Below are 17,373 nucleotides of genomic sequence, written 5' to 3' on the forward strand. Positions count from 1 at the left end.
ACCTATCTCGTCGCCGCCAGCCGCTCCGCGATCAGGCAGAGCATCTCGTACATCAGCGTCGCCGCGACCAGTGCCGTATTGCCGGTGGTGTCGTAATTGGGCGCCACCTCGACCACATCGGCGCCGATGTAATTTAGCCCGCGCAGGCCGCGCAGCAGCTTCTGCGCCTCCAGCGTGGTGATGCCGCCGATCTCCGGCGTGCCGGTGCCGGGCGTGTAGATGGGGTCGAGGCCGTCGACATCGAAGGTGAGATAGACCGGTGCGTCGCCCACCACGCGCCGCGCCTCGGCGATCACCGCGTCGACGCCGATCTCGGCGAATTCCTCCATGAACACCACGCGCATACCTTTCTCGCGCGAGAAGTCCCAGCCATCGGTCGTGTTCTGCGCGCCGCGAATGCCGATCTGAATCACCTTGGTGGGGTCGATCAGCCCTTCCTCGGTGGCGCGGCGAAAGGGCGAGCCGTGGCTGAACTTCGAGCCCTGGAACTCGTCCCAGGTGTCGGTATGCGCATCGATATGGACCATGGCGACCGGCCTGTCCTTGGCCAGCGCGCGCAAGATAGGCAGCGAGATGGTGTGATCGCCGCCGGCCGCAATCGGGATGATGCCGTGGCTCTTCACCCGGGCGAACACCGCCTCGATCTCGTCAAGTGCTTCCGGGTGCTTCAGCAGGCGCTGGAACAACACGTCGCCGAGATCGGCGACCCGGGCCAGGGCATAGGGGTTGATGCGCGTGACATGGTGCATGGTGCGCATCAGGGATGACTGGTTGCGGATCTCGCGCGGGCCGTGGCGGGCGCCGGCGCGGTTGGTGACGCCGCCGTCATAAGGCACGCCGATCAGGCCGATGTCGACGTCATCCCAATTGTCGGCAAGGGCCACGCGCATGAAGGTCGGAATGCCGGTATAGCGCGGCTGCATCATGGCGTGGGTGTCGGTCGTGTGCTGGCTCATCTCGCGATCTCTGGCTGGCTGTTCCGGTGGATATTGGCGCGCAATCTTAATCATCCCGGGCCGGATTGCGAATCCGCGGGGCCGGTTTTATCCTCTGGCCCCACTGAACAGCCTTGGTGGGGGCCAGGCGATGACGATCTGGAACGGATTGCAGGAGCATCGGCAGCATCCGCGCTATCTCTTCGCCGGGACGGCGATGCTGCTGTTCGACGATGCCGCGCGCGGCCGCACGCTGGCGCTGACCAATTACCGGAACATCTCCCAGGGCGGCGCCTGCATCCTGTCGCCGGACATTCGCGGCTTTGCTGCGGGCGACCGCCTGTTTCTGATGCCCGAGCGCTATCGGCGCAAGCGCGAGGCGGTCGTCGTCAGCCTGGGCGGCGGGCGCATGCATCTGGAAATTCCGCGCACGCAGGCGCTGAGCGAATTCGAGGTGGCGGAGATCCTGGAACAGGTCGGCCACCTGGCGGCGCAGGCCTGACCTGCCGGAATCAGCGGACGATGCTGGAAATGATGATGGCGCCGGGAAATGCCATGGCGATGTGAGAAGGGCTGACACGGACCACCGTGGCGATGGTCGGGCCTACTTTCGGCAGGTCGAGCGACACCTTGTCGCCGACCGTCACCGGTCCGGACGTCTCGACCAGCGCGCCGCCTTCCGAGATATCGACCAGCTTGCAGGTGACGCGCCGCCCCTTGATCATCACATCGGTCGGCAGATTGACGATGTAGCGCTCGGCGCGTCGACGATCGGCGGCCTGCTGGCCATCCTTCTGCAGGTCATTCATCTTTTCATTGTCCGCAAACTGTTCTCCCACGCGGCAATCTGACATGGCAGCGGTGTCGCGCCAAGCCCTTCACCGCATCCAGAGCGGCATTTTTTCATCTTTTGTTTACCATATCTCGCGAATTGCCGTCTCAGGCTGGTCGGCAGCGGTCGGGACCCAGCGCCGCTGCCGTGATGCCGCGACCGGTAAAGGCCGATCCCAGCGCGCCATCGCAGATCAGGTCGCGGGTGATTCGGCCAAGGCCGGGCGCCAGCATGATGCCGTAGCCGCCCTGGCCAGCCAGCCAGAAGAATCCATCCGTGCCCGGATCGAACCCGGCCACCGGCTGGTGGTCGGCCACGAAGCAGCGCAGGCCGGCCCAGCTGTGTTCGATGCGTCGCACGGTCAGATGCGTCTTGCGCTCCAGCCAGTCGACGATCATCGCCATGTCGAGATCCTCCGGCTGCGCGTCGCAGGGCGGGCTTGGCGTGGCATCGCCCAGCGAGGCCATCAGGCGGCCGGCATCCGGTTTCACATAGGATTCCGCGGCGCCGTCATCCACCGCTGGCAGGCTGGCTGGCGCGAGGGCCGGATCGCCGGCGATGATGATGGCGGTGCGCCGCATGGGCTGCAGCCCGATCGGCAGGAGCCCGGCCATCCGGCCGATCTCGTCGGCCCAGGCGCCGGCGGCATTGATCAGGACCGGCGCGCCGAAGACTTCGCCTGACGCGCTGGTGGCCAGCCAGTTGCCGGCGGCCCGCTCCAGCCCGACGATTCTCTGGTCGCAGGCCAGCGTGCCGCCGCGCGCTTTGAACAGCTTGAGATAGCCCTGGTGGATGGCGTTCGCATCCATGTCGGTGACATGGCGGTCCAGCATCGCCCGCGCCACCGCCTCGCGCCTGAGCAGCGGGGCGAGGTCGCAGGCCTGTTGCGGAGAGATTTCCTCGACCGGTGTTTCGGGCGCGGCTTCCGCCATGAACTGATCGATCAGCGCCTCGTCGCCGGCGCCGACGAAGGTGACCGCCTGGCGCGGGCTGAGCAGGGGCTCGCTGGCAAAGCCGCTGGGCGGCGTGCGCAGGAAAGCGGTGCCGGAAGCGACGATGGCACGGACCAGGGGAGGACCGTAATTCGGGGTGAAGAGGGCGGCCGACCGGCCGGAACTGTGATAGCCCGGCCGCTCCTCCATTTCGACCATGGTGACCTTGCCGTCGGCCGCCAGTTCGGCTGCCGCCGCGGCGCCCGAGACGCCGGCGCCGATCACCAGGAAATCGCTGTCGCGCACGCTCATCGCCACAAGCCCTCCTGTCGCCTGGAGACCCAGTGGAAGCGCGCACCCAGCCCCAATGTGGCCAGGGCGAGGGCTGCGACGAGCGCCCAGATCAGGGCGGGGACGCCCATGCCGGCTTGGTAGCCCAGGAAATAACCCATCGGAATGCCCACGAATGCGAAACTGACGATGTAGACGGCGGTCGGGACCAGCGTGTCCGCCGTGCCGCGCAGCGCGCCCATCAGCACACCCTGCAGTCCGTCCACCAGGAACAGCAGCGCGGTCAGATTGAGCGCCGGCACCAGCAGCCCCAGAACTGCCGGGTCCTGGCTATAGAGACTGGCGATCCGGGGGGCGAGGAAAATCGTCAGCGTGGCGATGGCGGCCATCACCGCGAATTCGAGGCCGACCGCGATCCAGCCCGCGCGCCGAATATCGCCGGCATTGCGCCGGCCAATGGCATTGCCGACGCGGACGGATGCCGCGGTCGATAGGCCCAGGGTCAGCATGTAGACGAAGCTGGTATAGTTGATCGCGGCATACATGGTGGCGAGTTCCGCCGTGCCGAGCCAGCCCGCCATGACCACCATGAAATTGAAGCAGCCGGTCTCTGCGCCGATGGCAAAGGCCAGCGGCAGGCCGAGGACGATCAGGCGCCGCAAGGTGGCGGCATCCACCCTGAGCCAGCCCGGGCGCAGGTATCGATCCCGCCCGGGCATGGTCAGGATATAGCCCAGCATCCCGGCCAGCATGAAAAAGCGGGTGATGCTCGTGGCAAGCGCCGAGCCGGCGGCGCCCATTTCAGGCGCCCCCAGATTGCCCAGGACGAAGACCCAGTTGAGCAGCAGGTTGAGGAGATTGGCGGCAAGGGTCGCAATCATTCCCGGAAGCGGCCGGTTGATGCCCTCGAGAAAGAACGAGCAGGCCGTGAACATCAGGATGGCCGGTAGCGAATAACCAAGTATGCGCAGGGCGTCACTGGCGGCCGGGATCGTTTCCACCGGTTGCCCCAGCAGGTCGAGCCAGTATTCCGCGGGCAGCAGCAACGCCGCGCAGAAGGTGCCGAATCCCGCCGCAATGACCAGCCCTCCGGCCAGGGCGCGGCCGCAGGCGCCATGGTTTCCGGCGCCATCGGCCTGGGCGGTCAGGATGATGGTGCCGATGAGGAGGCCGACGCCCACCACCATCAGCGTGACCTGCGGCACGGCGGCGGCGCCGAAGGCAGCCAGGACCTCCTTCCCCTGCCAGCCGCAGAATATGGCGTTCACCGACAGCATGATGACGAGCCCGGCCCTGGCTGCCATGACCGGCAGGGCCAGCTGCACGGTGCGGCGGAAATGATGGCCGATGCCAAGGGTCGGGGTGGTGGCGGTGGCGTTCATCCTGGTTCCGGATCGGTTGCAGCTGGCTCTGGGCGCCTAACCTTGCGGATGAGCCACGGTGCGATTAATCTTAACTAGTTGATTCTGCGAGAATCGACAATGGAGCCGCGGGGGGAAGATGGGCTCTGAATCCGGCGCCAAGGCGCCCTGGAACGTCAGGTTGCGCGCGTGGTGGGATGGGGTCGATCTGCCCGTCGCCGGGACTGCGACTGCGGCCAAGGAGGCCGAGGCGGAACGGACGCCGGCGACTGATCCCCGCATCCCGCCGCTGCAGGAATGGGAAACCGAGGACATCCGCATCCAGCAGCAGGTCTGGGGCCAGGGTTACTGCCGGCCGGGCGGCGACGATCATGTCCTCGGCCTCGCCAAGCCCTTCGCCCTCAACCCCTCGCTGACGGTGATGGAATTCGGCTCAGGCCTCGGTGGCGGCACGCGTGCCCTGGTCAACGAATTCGGGGTCTGGGTCAGCGGGCTGGAACCGGTCGGCAAGCTGGCGCGGGCGGCCAAGGAAATGTCGATCCGGGCCGGGCTCGAGAAAAAGGCCGATATCATTCGTTTCGACCCGGAAGGCTACGAGCCGAAGCCATCCTCGGTCGACTGCATCCTGTCCTCCGAATCGCTTTTTCTGATTGAGGACAAGCTGAAGCTGCTGAAAACCTTCGAGCGCTGCCTGAAACCGCGCGGGCAGCTTTCGCTGACCGATTTCGTGCGCCGCGACGACCTGGCCGCAGACGATCCGCAATTGGCCGGACTCGGACCGGAGCCCGACATGCCGGCCTATTTCTGCAGCGGGGCGGATTATGTCCGCTGGTTGCGCGAACTCAATTTCGATCTCCGGGTCAATGAGGACATCACCGAGCGCTATCGCAAGATGATCATGGATGGCTGGGTGGATTTTACCCAGGCCGGCGGCGAACGGGCGGCCCATGCCCGCGCCATGCCCCAGCCACTGGTCAAGGAAGTGGAATTGTGGACCAGGCGGGTCGCCGCCATGGATGCGGGCGCCCTTAAAGTCATGCGCTACTACGCGATCAAGCTCGGCGGCTCCAAGCTGATGTCCAATTGGTAGAAAAATTATTATTCTTATCAATAAGTTGGCTAGAATTCGCCAGTGGTTGACACTGTCCGTCTGGGTCACTATGTTGCGCCACCATTTCAGACTCGTTGTTTCTCAAGGAACCGGACCATGAAGGTTGTTAATTCACTGAAATCGGCCAAGGCGCGGCACAAGGACTGCCGCATCGTGCGCCGCAAGGGCCGGGTCTATGTGATCAACAAGACCAATCCGCGCTTCAAGGCGCGCCAGGGCTGATGGGCTTGCCCGTCACCGGCCAAGGATTGGGCCGCCAGGACTAGCCAATTGACTGGTCCGGCGCGTTGATCGAGCTGGACCCGATTTGAAGATCAGGAACCGCGCGTGGCGCTTGCCCGCGCGGTTCCTTTTTGCGCTATAGAGGTGGCATGTTGATGCCGCCGCCAGACCAAGCCGCGCTCGCAGCGGCACCCCGTTTCGCCGCCGCCCTGCGTGAGGCCCTGGGGCCGGCTGGCGTCATCACCGATCCCGTCGCCCTGCGCCCCTATGAAAGCGATGGCCTCACCGCCTATCGCCAGGTGCCGCTCGCCGTCGCCCTGCCGCGCTCGACGGCAGAGGTTGCGGCGGCTCTGCGCATCGCCCATGAATCCGGCATCAAGGTGGTGCCGCGCGGCTCCGGCACCTCACTCTCGGGCGGGGCGCTGCCGCTGGCCGACGGGCTGCTGCTTGGCCTCGGCAAGCTCAACCGGATTCTCGAGATCGACCTGCCCAATCGCTGCGCCGTGGTGCAGCCGGGCGTCACCAATCTCGCCATCAGTCACGCGGTGGCGGCCGATGGCTATTATTACGCGCCCGATCCTTCCAGCCAGATCGCCTGCTCGATCGGCGGCAATGTGGCGGAAAATTCGGGCGGCGTGCATTGCCTGAAATACGGCCTCACCACCAACAATCTGCTGGGGCTCGAGATCGTGCTCATCACCGGCGAGGTGCTGCGCATCGGCGGCCGGCATCTCGATGCCGGGCTCTATGACATCCTCGGCCTGATGACCGGTTCCGAAGGTCTGCTCGGTGTCGTCACCGAGGTGACCGTGCGCCTCCTCAAGAAGCCGGAGACGGCGCGTGCCATGATGGCGGGCTTTGCCAGCAGCGAGGCGGCGGGGGCGGCGGTCGCCGCCATCATCGGCGCCGGCATCATCCCGGCCGGCATGGAAATGATGGACCGGCCGGCGATCCACGCCGCCGAGGATTTTGTCCATGCCGGTTATCCGCTGGAAGCCGAGGCCCTGCTGATCGTCGAACTCGACGGGCCGAAGGTCGAGGTCGATGACCTCATCGCGCGGGTCGGTGCCATCGTCGCCTCCCATGGCGGCAGCGGCCTGCGGGTGAGCGAGAGCGAGGCGGAGCGTCTTACCATCTGGGCCGGGCGCAAGGCGGCCTTCCCGGCGGTGGGCCGCATCTCGCCCGATTACTACTGCATGGACGGCACCATTCCGCGCGGGCGCCTGCCCGAGGTGCTGCGCCGCATGACGCAGCTTTCCGCGCAATACGGCCTGCGTGTCGCCAATGTGTTTCATGCCGGCGACGGCAATCTGCACCCGCTTATCCTCTATGATGCCAATAAGCCGGGCGAGCTTGAAGCCGCCGAGGCCTTTGGCTCCGATATCCTGCGCCTCTGCGTCGAGGTGGGTGGCGTGCTGACCGGCGAGCATGGTGTCGGCGTCGAGAAGCGCGACCTGATGCCGACGATGTTCGGCGAGGTCGACCTCAACCAGCAGCAGCGCGTCAAATGCGCCTTCGATGCCGATTTGCTGCTCAATCCCGGCAAGGTCTTCCCCACTCTCCGTCGCTGCGCCGAACTGGGCGCCATGCATGTCAGGGGCGGACAATTGCCGCATCCCGATTTGCCGCGGTTCTGACCATGCAGGTACTCAACCCGACGACCGAGGCGGAACTCGGCGAGATGGTGGCAGCGGCCCACGCCGCCGACGCGCCGCTCGAGATCGCGGGGCAAGGCAGCAAGGCGGATTGGGGCAGGGCGGTGGCGTTGCCGACGCGGCTTTGCCTCGCCGGGCTTGCCGGCATCCGCGACTATGCGCCGGCCGAACTGGTGCTGACCGCCGGCGCCGGGACAAGCCTGCGCGACATCCGCCGCGCCGTCGCGTCGGAAGGCCAGCATCTCGCCTTCGAGCCTCCTGATCTCGGCCCGCTCTTCGGCAAGGCGCCGGACGATTCCACCATCGGCGGTGTCATCGCCACCAATCTCAGCGGGTCGCGGCGACCCTTTGCCGGCGCCGCGCGCGACTTCTTTCTCGGCTTTCGCGCCGTCAATGGTCGCGGCGAGCTGTTCAAGGCCGGTGGCAAGGTGGTCAAGAACGTGACCGGCTATGACCTGCCGAAGCTGCTGGCCGGCTCCTTCGGCACGCTGGGTGCCATGGCCGAGGTAACGCTGAAGATCGTGCCGGCGCCGGAGACCAGCCTGTCTCTGGTCCTCATCGGCCAGGACCTCGTGGCGGCGCAGGCGGCGATGACGGCGGCGCTCGGCAGCAATGCGGATCCGACCGGCGCCGTCTATCTGCCGGATGGCATGGCTGGACATCACCCGAGCCTTGCCGGCCATGTCGGCGCAGGGTCCGCGACGGTGCTGCGCCTCGAAGGGTCGGCGGCGTCCATCGCCTATCGTCGCGGCGAGTTGGAGAGGATATGCGCTGGCCCCAGCATGTATCTGGACCACCATGAATCCACCGCCTTCTGGATCGAATGCGGCGCACTGCAGGCCCTGCTGCCGATGCGCGACGCGGCCATCTGGCTCCTCTCCGTGCCGCCGGCCGGTGGGGCCGATGTGGTGCTGGCGCTCCGGCGGCTTCTGCCGGATTGCCGCTACATGATGGATTGGGGCGGCGGCCGCATCTGGCTGGCGGTGCCGGGCACCGCGCCCGACGCGCATGGCAGCGCCATCCGCGGCGTCCTGGTTGACGGCGGCCACGCAACCCTGATCCGTGCCGGTCAACAGCAGCGCGGCGGCGACCATGTCTTCCAGCCGGAGGCGCCGATCGACCTGTTGCGCCGCCTGCGCCGCTCCTTCGATCCCAAATGCCTCTTCAACCGCGGTCGCCTGCATTCGGAATTGTGACACCATGCAGACCAGCTTCACTGCCGCCCAGCTTGCCGATCCGGATATCGCCGCCGCCGACCGCATCCTGCGCAATTGCGTGCATTGCGGCTTCTGCACGGCGACCTGTCCCACCTATGTAACGCTGGGCGACGAGAATGATTCGCCGCGCGGGCGCATCTATCTGGTCAAGAACATGCTGGAGGCGGAAGCGGCACCCGACGCGGTGCTGACCAAACATATCGACCGCTGCCTCACCTGCCTTTCCTGCATGACGACCTGCCCGTCGGGGGTCGACTACATGCATCTCGTCGACATCGCCCGGGTGCGGATCGAGGAACAATTCGTGCGGCCGCTGCCGGACCGCCTGCTGCGCCGCCTGCTGGCCTTCCTGCTGCCGCGCCCGGGCTTATTCCGCCTGGCGCTCAGGGGCGGCATGCTGGCCCGGGCCTTTGGTGTCGCCAGTCTGCTCCGGGGCAGACTGCGCGCGCTCCTCGATCTGCTGCCGCAGCGCTTGCCTTCGGCGGCGGCTACGGACCGGCCCGGTATTTTCGGAGCCGCAGGCGTGCGGCGTGGTCGCGTCGCCCTGCTGGCAGGCTGCGCGCAGCCGGTGCTCGATCCCGGCATCAATGCCGCCGCCATCCGCCTCCTCAACCGCGCCGGGATCGAAGTCGTGGTGGCGAAAGGGGCGGGCTGCTGCGGCGCGCTCACCCAGCATATGGGGCGGGAACACGAGGCGCGGGAAACCGCGCGCCGCAATCTCCACGCCTGGGCGGCCGAGGCGGACGGCGCCGGGCTCGACGCCATCCTGGTGACGACGTCGGGCTGTGGCACCACGCTCAAGGATTACGGCCATCTCTTTCGCGGCGATCGCGACGAGAAGCTGGCCCGGCGCATCGCCGGCCTCGCCCGCGATGTCAGCGAATACCTCGCCGAGATCAAACTGCCGCCGACGACCAATGCCTCAGGCTTGAAGGTCGCCTATCACGCCGCCTGCTCGCTGCAGCACGGCCAGCGCGTGCGCGAGGCGCCGAAGGACCTGCTGCGCGCCGCCGGCTTCGAGCTTTGCGAGATCGCCGAATCGCATCTCTGCTGCGGCTCGGCCGGCACCTACAATCTGCTGCAGCCGGAGATCGCCGGCCAGCTGCGCGCTCGCAAGATCGCCAATATCAGGGAGACCGGCGCCGATTTGGTCAGTGCCGGCAATATCGGCTGCCTGCAGCAATTGCGCGGCGGCCTCGACCGGCCGGTCGTCCATACCGTGCAATTGCTCGACTGGGCCACCGGCGGCCCGAAACCGTCCGGATTGTAGCTGGCGCCTAGGCTGCTTCGCGGGCGGCGCCGGCGAGGCCTCGCCGCGTGCGGTCGAGAACGTCCATCGCCCGTGCGATGACGGCTTCCTTCCAGGCCGCGGTATCGGTGTAGAACGCGTCGCGGATCTGCCGCTTGATGCGGCGGCCGAGCTCGCTCTCGAGATCGCCGTGGATGTGCAGCCAGTTGTCCGCGCGCACGGCCTGGGTCATTTCCGGGACCGAGACCGTGCCGTATTCCAGCGTGATGCCGGTGATCGCGGTCCGCGGCAGGGCGGCATTGACGCCAAGCTGGGTGTCGCCGGTGACGGCCGTCGAGGTGGAGGAGCCGTCATCGATCATCGTTGCCTCGCTGCCGAACCAGTCGCGCACGCGGCCTGCGCCGGGAAGGTTGCCGAAATGGTTCGAGATGATTTCGCCATAGCCGCTGGGACCAAGGCCGGTATGGAGGTCGATGAAGGCGGCGTACCGCGCGCTGTCGGCAAAGGGCGCCAGGATCGTCAACAGGGTCCGGTGCGACCAGTTGGGCGCATTGCCGCCATAAAAGACCCCTTCCTTGTCCCAGTACTGGCCGTTCATGATGGCAGCCTGCAGATCGATCGCCGAATGCCGCGCGGCATAGTCGGCCAGTTTCGCTTCCGCCACGGCAAGCGTGGCGTCGTCCCAGGCAGGCGGGCAGATATAGTCGCGCAACTCGCGATAGCCGGGGTTTTCCGGATAGGGCTTGGTGTGATCGATGAAATTGCGGTTAAGGTCGATATTGTCCTCATTCACCCGCCTGACCCAGGCAAAGCCATGGGGATTGATGGCATGGATCAGCAGCACGGCGGTATCGGCCGGCAGATCGGCGAAGCGCCGTTCGGCCAGCCAGGCTGTCTGGATCGCCGAGCCGCAGAAGCCCTCGACGCCATGCGTCGCCGACATGGCGATCAGCAGATGCGGTGCATCCGGCCGGCCAATGAGGGCGGTGTCGGTCGCCAGTTCGCCGCCATCGGGGCCCAGAGTCGGATTGACATGTGCTGCGGCCACGGCGCCATGGGCCCGCGCAGCGGCAAGGAACTTGTCACGGGCCTCGGCATAGGTGGCGGAGAAATGGGGGACGGCACGCATGGTCGGAAACTCGCTCGCTGGTGTATCGGATGGCCGGCGGGAAGGGTATGCCCCGTGCCCGGATTGCTGCTAGACTACACGGCCATGAAGCGGTTTCGGAACCCGGTTTTGGCGGCGTTGCTGGCTGGCGGGGCATGCCTCTCCGGCATGGCGGCAGGCTTTTCTGCGGCCATGCCAGCCTGGGCCGACCAGACCGATCCGCGCCTCAATCCGCTGTTCGAACGCCTGCGCGCGACCGAAAGCCCGGAACCGGCGCGGCTGGTCGAACTCATGATCTGGCGTTTCTGGACCGAGAGCGGCAGTGCCGAAATCGACGATCTGATGTCGGCAGGAGCGGCGGCGATGGAGCAGGGCGATTTTGCCGAAGCCCGCAACCTGCTCGACCAGGTGATTGCGGCGCGGCCAACCTTCGCCGAGGCCTGGAATCGCCGCGCCACGATGTTCTACCTGGCCGGCGATTATCCGGCCTCGCTCGCCGATATCGAGCATGTGCTGGAACTGGAGCCGCGCCATTTCGGCGCCCTTTCCGGCCTCGGCCTGGTCAATCTCGCCCTGGGCAGGGAGGAGGCGGCGCTGGATGCCTTTGGCCGCGTGCTCGCCCTCTATCCAGCCAACGAGGCGGCGCGCAGCAACCGCGACGCGATCGAACGGCAGTTGAAGGAACGCGACATCTGATGCCGGCAATCTTGCGCGTCCTCCTGCTGCTTGTTCTTCCCGTTCTTTCGCCGTTGCTGCCAGCCATGGCGCGGGCCGAAGGGTGCGGCCCGGCGCCGGGCGAGCCGCAAGTGGAAGTGCGGCTGGAAACCCAGGCGACGAAACTCGACCGCGGCCGGGGCCTGCGTGCGCTGATCGACGACCCGTCATTCGCGCATCTGCGCAGCGACGCCTTTCCCTACACCCTCGGCGTGACGCAGATGAGCCTCGCCGGCGGTCTCAACATGAATATCAGCGGCGATCCGCGCGACGGTGGCACCTATTGCTGGTCGGCAAAATCCATCGAGATTTCCCTGCGCGCCAGCAATACCGTCTACATCGCCGGCGAAATACCGCGCGACGGTTGTCTCTGGCGCGAGGTGCGGCAACACGAGGATCGGCATGTCGCGGTGAACCGCGCGTTCTTTCCGAGGCTTGCCGAATTGATCCGTCCGGCGCTGCTGGATATCAGCCGGCGGACGATTTCGGCATCCTCTGCCGATGCGGCAAAGGCCTTCTTCGGCAAGGCCGTCAATGACGCCATCGACGCGGCGCAGCGTGACTTCGAGGCGGCGATCAACGAATACCATGGCGACATCGACACCCCGGAAGAGTATGGCCGCGTCAGCAATGCCTGCGGGGAGACGGAAATGCGCGCCATCCTGACCCGCGCCGGGCTCTTGCGATAGCCGGGAATCCGCGCCTCGTCGTCGATTGACCGCTTGAGCGGCAATTCGGCGCCGGTTTATCATCATGGCACGGGTTTTTCTGGGTGGCCGGCAGGGTCCGGCGGCCATGGCGAGGAAGCCGATGAACATTGCCGCTTCGGTGCTGCCGCTGACCCGGCCGCGCGTGATCCAGCCCGGGCTCGACCGCTGGGATCCCCAGGTCGAGACCTATCGTGTGCCCGGTCTGGGCGCACTGGTCCTGCGGCTTCAGGGCGGCGATCGCCTGACCATCACCGACCGCGAGGGGCGGCAGCCGGCGGAACTGGCCGTCTTCACCGTGGCAACGCCTGGCAGCAACGATCCGGCACGCGCCGATTTTGCCGCCCTTGACCTCAAGCCCGGCGCGGAATCGGCCGGCATCGCCCGGCTGCTGGCGGGCGACATCGCCGATGCCGACGGACCGGACCAGGTGGCGGAATGGCGCCGGCAGTTGCGCCGCTGGAACCTTCCCGGCGGCATCGATCGTGTGGCGCGGGTGCTGGAGGGGGATACGCGGGCGGGCGAAGCCGTCACCTTCACCGCCGGGCGCGACGCCGTTGTCGTGATCCACGCCCCCGGCGCGCCGATGGCCCCGGCCGAGCAATCGCCGGCGACCGATCTCGGCGTCACCCTGCAGCGCCACGCCGCCAATCCCGCGCCGCTGCCGGAGCTGCCGGCACCGCTGGGCGATATCGTCGCCGAATTCCGCGTCGATCGCTGCACCGCCCTCTCCTACGAGGTGAAGGAGGGCCAGTTCATCCAGGTGATCGACGTCGCCGGGCGGCAATGCTCGGATTTTGTTGCCTTCGATGCACGTCAGCTGCAGCGCGGCAAGGAACGCGGCATCGACATGACCACGACCCGCACCATGCTGGGGTCGATCTATCCCGGTCCGGGCCTCGCCTCGAAATTCTTCGACATGGACATGCAGGCCCTCACCGAGGTGATCCGCGACACCTGCGGCCGCCACGACACCTTCGGCCTCGCCTGCACGTCGCGCTTCTACGAGGATGCGGGCTATCCCGGCCATCCCTCCTGTTCCGAGAATTTCAACAATGCGCTGGAGCGGTTCGGCCTCGATCGGCGCCGCGGCTGGCAGGCCGTCAATCTTTTCTACAACACCGGAATCAGCGCCACGAATGCCATCTTCCTCGACGATCCCTGGTCGCGGCCGGGCGATTACGTGCTGATGCGGGCGCTGAAGGACCTGGTCTGCGGCTCCTCGGCCTGTCCCGACGATATCGACGCCACCAATGCCTGGAATCCGACCGACATTCACGTTCGCATCTATGATGCGAAGCATAGTTTCTCCAAAGCCATGGCCTTTCGCATGACCCCGGATGCCGAACCGAGACTGACCCGCGAAACCGGGTTCCATCCGCGCATTTCGGCGCTGACCAGGAACTTCACCGAATATCGCGGCTTCTGGCTGCCCAACCGCTTCAACAATGCCGGTCCCACGGCGGAATACTGGGCCTGCCGCGAGGCGGCGGCGGTGATGGACCTGTCGCCGCTCCGGAAGTTCGAGGTACTGGGCGCCGATGCCGAGGACCTGCTGCAGATCGCCTGCACCCGCAACATCCGCAAGCTGTCGGACGGGCAGGTGGTCTATACCGCCATGTGCTATCCACATGGCGGCATGGTCGATGACGGCACCGTCTTCCGCCTCGGGCCCGACCGCTATCGCTGGATCGGCGGCGACGAGTTCGGCGGCAAATGGCTGCGCGACCTTGCTGAACAGCGCGGCCTCAAACAGGTCTGGGTGAAATCGGCGACCGACCAGTTGCACAACATCGCGCTGCAGGGACCGAAGAGCCGCGACATATTGAAGGAGATCATCTGGACGCCGCCGGCTAGGCCGCGGGTCGACGAGATCCAGTGGTTCCACTTTACCGTGGGCCGCATCGGCGATTTCAACGGCATCGCCGTGGTCGTCTCGCGCACCGGCTATTCCGGCGAGCTGGGCTACGAGATATTCTGCCATCCGAAGGACGCGCCCGCCGTCTGGGACGCGATCTGGGAGGCGGGCCGACCGCACGGCCTGGAGCCGCTGGGACTGGAAGCGCTCGATATTCTGCGCATCGAGGCCGGGCTGATCTTTGCCCACTACGAATTCAACGACCAGACCGACCCTTACGAGGCCGGCATCGGCTTCACGGTTGCCGCCAAGGGCAATGAGGAATTCGTCGGCCGCGAGGCGGTATTGCGCCGCAAGGAGAACCCGCGCCAGCAGCTGGTGGGGCTCGAGATCGATGCCAAGCAGGCAGTAGGCCATGGCGATTGCGTCCATGTCGGCCGTGCCCAGGTGGGTATTGTCACCTCCGGCTGCATCTCGCCGATCCTGGGCAAGAACATCGCGCTCTGCCGCATGGACGTGGCCTATGCGGCCATCGGCACCGAGGTCGAGGTGGGCAAGATCGACGGCCATCAGAAGCGCCTGCCGGCCCGCGTCGTGCGCTTCCCGTTCTATGATCCGGAAAAACTGAAGCCGCGCAGCTGAACCGGGTCGATTCCGGCCATGGCTTCCGGGCGCAGCCTCTTCAGGCTGCGCCCGGTTCTCATTTCAGCGCTTCACTTCGTCTGCAGATAGGATTCCAGCGAATCGTCCATCGCCTGCAGCCAGGGGGTGTGGTGCTTGGGCGACATGGTGCCGGTCATGATCGAGCGGTAGGAATTGTTGCGGAAGCCCATGATGTCCTCGGCCTTGTGGTGCTCCCATTCCATGAAGGTCTTGTTGACCGTCTCGATGTCGAAGCTGGGATAGTCCGTGGCATCGATCAGTTCCTTGGTGTAGTCGCCCTGGAACCAGATCATCTGCTCGGCGTCTTCCAGCGTCTCCTCGCGGGCGCGCCATTCGGCGCTGTTCTTCTGCATCTCGGCCTTGGCCGGCAGGGCGATGCGGCCCAGGATGACGTCGCGTGAATACCAGGCCTGGGCGTCGAACATGTTGAAGGTATAGAACTGGTCCTGCATGCCAATGTAGTGGAGCTTCGGGTTGTGCTCCCAGACGACGCCCTTGTAGAGGTCGAGCGGCCACAGGCGGTTGCTGGTCTTCAGGCGCAGGCTGTCTTCCAGGAAGGGGAAGGTGTGCAGATAGCCGGTGCACAGGATGATGGCATCGACTTCCTTCGAGGTCCCGTCCTTGAAATAGGCGGTCTTGTTCTCGACCCGCTGCAGCAGCGGCTTCTCCTCCCAGTTCGCCGGCCATTTGAAGCCCATCGGCTTGGAGCGGTAGGAGGAGGTGATCGATTTGGCGCCGTATTTGTAGCATTGCGAGCCGACATCCTCGGCCGAATACGAGCGGCCGATGATCAGGATGTCCTTGCCCTTGAATTCCAGCGCGTCGCGGAAATCGTGGCTGTGCAGGACGCGGCCGTTGAAGGTGCTGAAGCCGGGAAACTCCGGCACATTGGGGACCGAGAAATGGCCCGAGCAGACGATGACGTGGTCGAATTCCTCGCTCGTCATCTGGTCTTTCGGCAGGTTGTGGGCGACCACGGTGAACTTGCCCGACTTGCCGTCATAGGTGACGTTGCGCACCGGGGTCCGGAAGCGGACCCAGCCGCGCACCCCGGCCTTCTCGACGCGGCCCTTGATATAGTCCCAGAGCACGGCACGCGGCGGATAGGAGGCAATCGGCTTGCCGAAATGCTCCTCGAAGGTGTAGTCGGCGAATTCCAGGCATTCTTTCGGGCCGTTCGACCACAGATAGCGATACATGCTGCCATGGACCGGCTCGCCGAATTCGTCGAGCCCGGTGCGCCAGGTATAGTTCCACAGCCCGCCCCAATCCTCCTGCTTCTCGAAACAGACCACTTCGGGGATGTCGGCGCCTTTCGCGGCGGCTGACTGGAAGGCGCGCAGGACGGCTGTTCCCGACGGGCCTGCACCGATGACGGCAACTCGCTTTTTCATGTGCTCTCCCTCGACTTGGCTGTTTCTGGTTATGGGCTGATCGTGCGTGAAATGCTGGCGCGGATTCCTTGCATGCGATGGCTGGCCGGGTGCCTGCCGCGGGCGGATGCCCGCCTGCAACACCTGCGGCCGTGTCGGCAAAAACAATAGCCCAAGGCTTGAAGGGCTTTCAACAGCGCACTTACCAAAGGCGTACAATAATCGACCAATTCCGGCCCAATTTGATCGCGATCATTCCGCCGCCGGTGCGAGGTCGAGATAGCGCGCGAGCCAGGGCGAGCGATAGCCGTCCGCCCGCCACAGGATCGGGAAATAGCTCTCATCCATGGCGAGGTCGTCCCGGCGGCGATAGCGTGAATAGATGTAGGAAACTTCGGTCGGGTGGAAGCGTGCCTCCGATGACAGGCAATGCGCCACCAGCGAACGCCTTGGCCGCGTCTCGCGGTTGGGGCCGGAGCCGTGCCAGGTGCGGCCGTGATGGATCACAGCATCGCCGGCCCTGACCTCGATCGGCACGATCTCGATCTCCCTGCCGGCATGGGCGGCCGCCTCGCGCAAGCTCGCATGGTAGTCGTCCGGGGCATGGAATTTGCCCATCGGCGGGCTCAGCGGCCAGAGATGCGAGCCGCGGGCATATTCGATCGTGCCGCCCGATGCTGCCGTGTCGTCCAGCGTCATCCAGCAGGTGATGTAGCCAGCCGGTACCACCCAGTGGCAATAGCTGTCATCCTGGTGGAAGCCCAGCGACTTGGCCCCGGGCGGTTTCCACAGCACGTTGTCCTGGCCCATGCGGGCACCCGGCCAGCCGCCGAGGCGGGCGCAGAGCTCGCCCACCTTCGGCGACAGCACGATGCGGGCGATGGTGCGGTCGGATTTCCAGCCGTTGCAGATCTGGCGCGTCCGGTCGGCGGGGTCGCGCCCCTCCTGCCAGTTCCATTCATCGGGATAGAGCCCGGTCTCGAACTTGCCCTTGAACAGGGGTTCGAAGCGATCCCGCGCCGCGGCGATATCGTCGTCATCCAGCAGGTTGCGGATGATCACGAAACCGTCGCGGCGGAACGTATCGATGATCTCGGAATGCAGCATGTCACCCATCGCGACAGGGAGAACGGGCGGGGCATGGC

Annotated in this window: 16 protein-coding genes; 9 read left to right on the top strand and 7 right to left on the bottom strand. The window is 65.9% G+C overall.

Annotated features, from left to right (window positions below; translation table 11 throughout):
• Positions 1 to 2: 2 nt before the first annotated feature.
• On the bottom strand, positions 3 to 956 hold the full coding sequence (gene speB, locus A8950_RS05675; RefSeq protein WP_133612606.1) for an agmatinase: 954 nt from the start codon (positions 954 to 956) through the stop codon (positions 3 to 5).
• A gap of 130 nt (positions 957 to 1,086) precedes the next feature.
• Here speB and A8950_RS05680 point away from each other — a divergent pair, with 130 nt between their 5' ends.
• Positions 1,087 to 1,437: a PilZ domain-containing protein gene (locus A8950_RS05680; RefSeq protein ID WP_133612607.1), complete on the top strand. Its 351-nt coding sequence runs from the start codon at positions 1,087 to 1,089 to the stop codon at positions 1,435 to 1,437.
• A 10-nt stretch (positions 1,438 to 1,447) separates the two neighbouring features.
• Here A8950_RS05680 and A8950_RS05685 read toward each other — a convergent pair whose 3' ends face one another.
• From A8950_RS05685 to A8950_RS05695, 3 genes are all read right to left on the bottom strand, one after another.
• Complete coding sequence (locus A8950_RS05685; protein WP_166645013.1) at positions 1,448 to 1,744, bottom strand: PilZ domain-containing protein; 297 nt, start codon at positions 1,742 to 1,744, stop codon at positions 1,448 to 1,450.
• A 130-nt stretch (positions 1,745 to 1,874) separates the two neighbouring features.
• Positions 1,875 to 3,011, bottom strand: coding sequence for an NAD(P)/FAD-dependent oxidoreductase (locus tag A8950_RS05690; RefSeq protein ID WP_133612609.1), 1,137 nt, complete (start codon positions 3,009 to 3,011; stop codon positions 1,875 to 1,877).
• Positions 3,008 to 4,372, bottom strand: coding sequence for an MATE family efflux transporter (locus tag A8950_RS05695; RefSeq protein WP_133612610.1), 1,365 nt, complete (start codon positions 4,370 to 4,372; stop codon positions 3,008 to 3,010). The genes A8950_RS05690 and A8950_RS05695 overlap by 4 nt, the downstream gene beginning before the upstream one ends.
• A 118-nt stretch (positions 4,373 to 4,490) precedes the next feature.
• Between A8950_RS05695 and A8950_RS05700 the strand changes: the two genes are divergently transcribed.
• The 5 genes from A8950_RS05700 to glcF all read left to right on the top strand — a co-directional run bounded on the left by A8950_RS05700 (position 4,491) and on the right by glcF (position 9,826).
• Entirely contained in the window at positions 4,491 to 5,441 is a 951-nt protein-coding gene (locus A8950_RS05700; protein WP_133612611.1) for a methyltransferase domain-containing protein, read from the top strand.
• A gap of 117 nt (positions 5,442 to 5,558) precedes the next feature.
• Positions 5,559 to 5,684 carry a type B 50S ribosomal protein L36 gene (gene ykgO / locus A8950_RS05705; RefSeq protein WP_133612612.1) on the top strand — a complete coding sequence of 42 codons (126 nt, stop codon included), beginning with the start codon at positions 5,559 to 5,561 and terminating at the stop codon, positions 5,682 to 5,684.
• Positions 5,685 to 5,833: 149 nt separating this feature from the next.
• Positions 5,834 to 7,321 carry an FAD-linked oxidase C-terminal domain-containing protein gene (locus A8950_RS05710; RefSeq protein ID WP_133612613.1) on the top strand — a complete coding sequence of 496 codons (1,488 nt, stop codon included), beginning with the start codon at positions 5,834 to 5,836 and terminating at the stop codon, positions 7,319 to 7,321.
• A 2-nt stretch (positions 7,322 to 7,323) separates the two neighbouring features.
• Positions 7,324 to 8,535: an FAD-binding protein gene (locus tag A8950_RS05715; protein WP_133612614.1), complete on the top strand. Its 1,212-nt coding sequence runs from the start codon at positions 7,324 to 7,326 to the stop codon at positions 8,533 to 8,535.
• A 4-nt stretch (positions 8,536 to 8,539) separates the two neighbouring features.
• Positions 8,540 to 9,826, top strand: coding sequence for a glycolate oxidase subunit GlcF (gene glcF, locus A8950_RS05720; protein WP_133612615.1), 1,287 nt, complete (start codon positions 8,540 to 8,542; stop codon positions 9,824 to 9,826).
• A gap of 7 nt (positions 9,827 to 9,833) precedes the next feature.
• On the opposite strand, the gene A8950_RS05725 is transcribed toward glcF, so the two are convergent.
• Entirely contained in the window at positions 9,834 to 10,934 is a 1,101-nt protein-coding gene (locus A8950_RS05725; protein ID WP_133612616.1) for a M14 family metallopeptidase, read from the bottom strand.
• Between the two features lie 84 nt (positions 10,935 to 11,018).
• On the opposite strand from A8950_RS05725, the gene A8950_RS05730 reads away from it, so the two are divergent.
• From A8950_RS05730 to A8950_RS05740, 3 genes are all read left to right on the top strand, one after another.
• Positions 11,019 to 11,609: a tetratricopeptide repeat protein gene (locus tag A8950_RS05730; protein WP_166645014.1), complete on the top strand. Its 591-nt coding sequence runs from the start codon at positions 11,019 to 11,021 to the stop codon at positions 11,607 to 11,609.
• A complete protein-coding gene (locus A8950_RS05735) occupies positions 11,609 to 12,316 on the top strand; it encodes a hypothetical protein (protein ID WP_133612618.1) in 708 nt (235 codons plus the stop codon). Before A8950_RS05730 ends, A8950_RS05735 begins: the two co-directional genes overlap by 1 nt.
• A 64-nt stretch (positions 12,317 to 12,380) precedes the next feature.
• A complete protein-coding gene (locus tag A8950_RS05740) occupies positions 12,381 to 14,834 on the top strand; it encodes a DUF1989 domain-containing protein (protein ID WP_243735534.1) in 2,454 nt (817 codons plus the stop codon).
• 71 nt (positions 14,835 to 14,905) lie between these two features.
• Here the strand turns inward: A8950_RS05740 and A8950_RS05745 are convergent, their stop codons facing one another.
• Both A8950_RS05745 and A8950_RS05750 read right to left on the bottom strand, forming a co-directional pair.
• Complete coding sequence (locus A8950_RS05745; protein WP_133612619.1) at positions 14,906 to 16,249, bottom strand: NAD(P)-binding domain-containing protein; 1,344 nt, start codon at positions 16,247 to 16,249, stop codon at positions 14,906 to 14,908.
• Between the two features lie 231 nt (positions 16,250 to 16,480).
• Positions 16,481 to 17,335 carry a phytanoyl-CoA dioxygenase family protein gene (locus A8950_RS05750; protein ID WP_208109740.1) on the bottom strand — a complete coding sequence of 285 codons (855 nt, stop codon included), beginning with the start codon at positions 17,333 to 17,335 and terminating at the stop codon, positions 16,481 to 16,483.
• Between the last annotated feature and the right edge of the window lie 38 nt (positions 17,336 to 17,373).

It is taken from the genome of Dongia mobilis, assembly GCF_004363235.1.
Lineage (GTDB): Bacteria > Pseudomonadota > Alphaproteobacteria > Dongiales > Dongiaceae > Dongia > Dongia mobilis.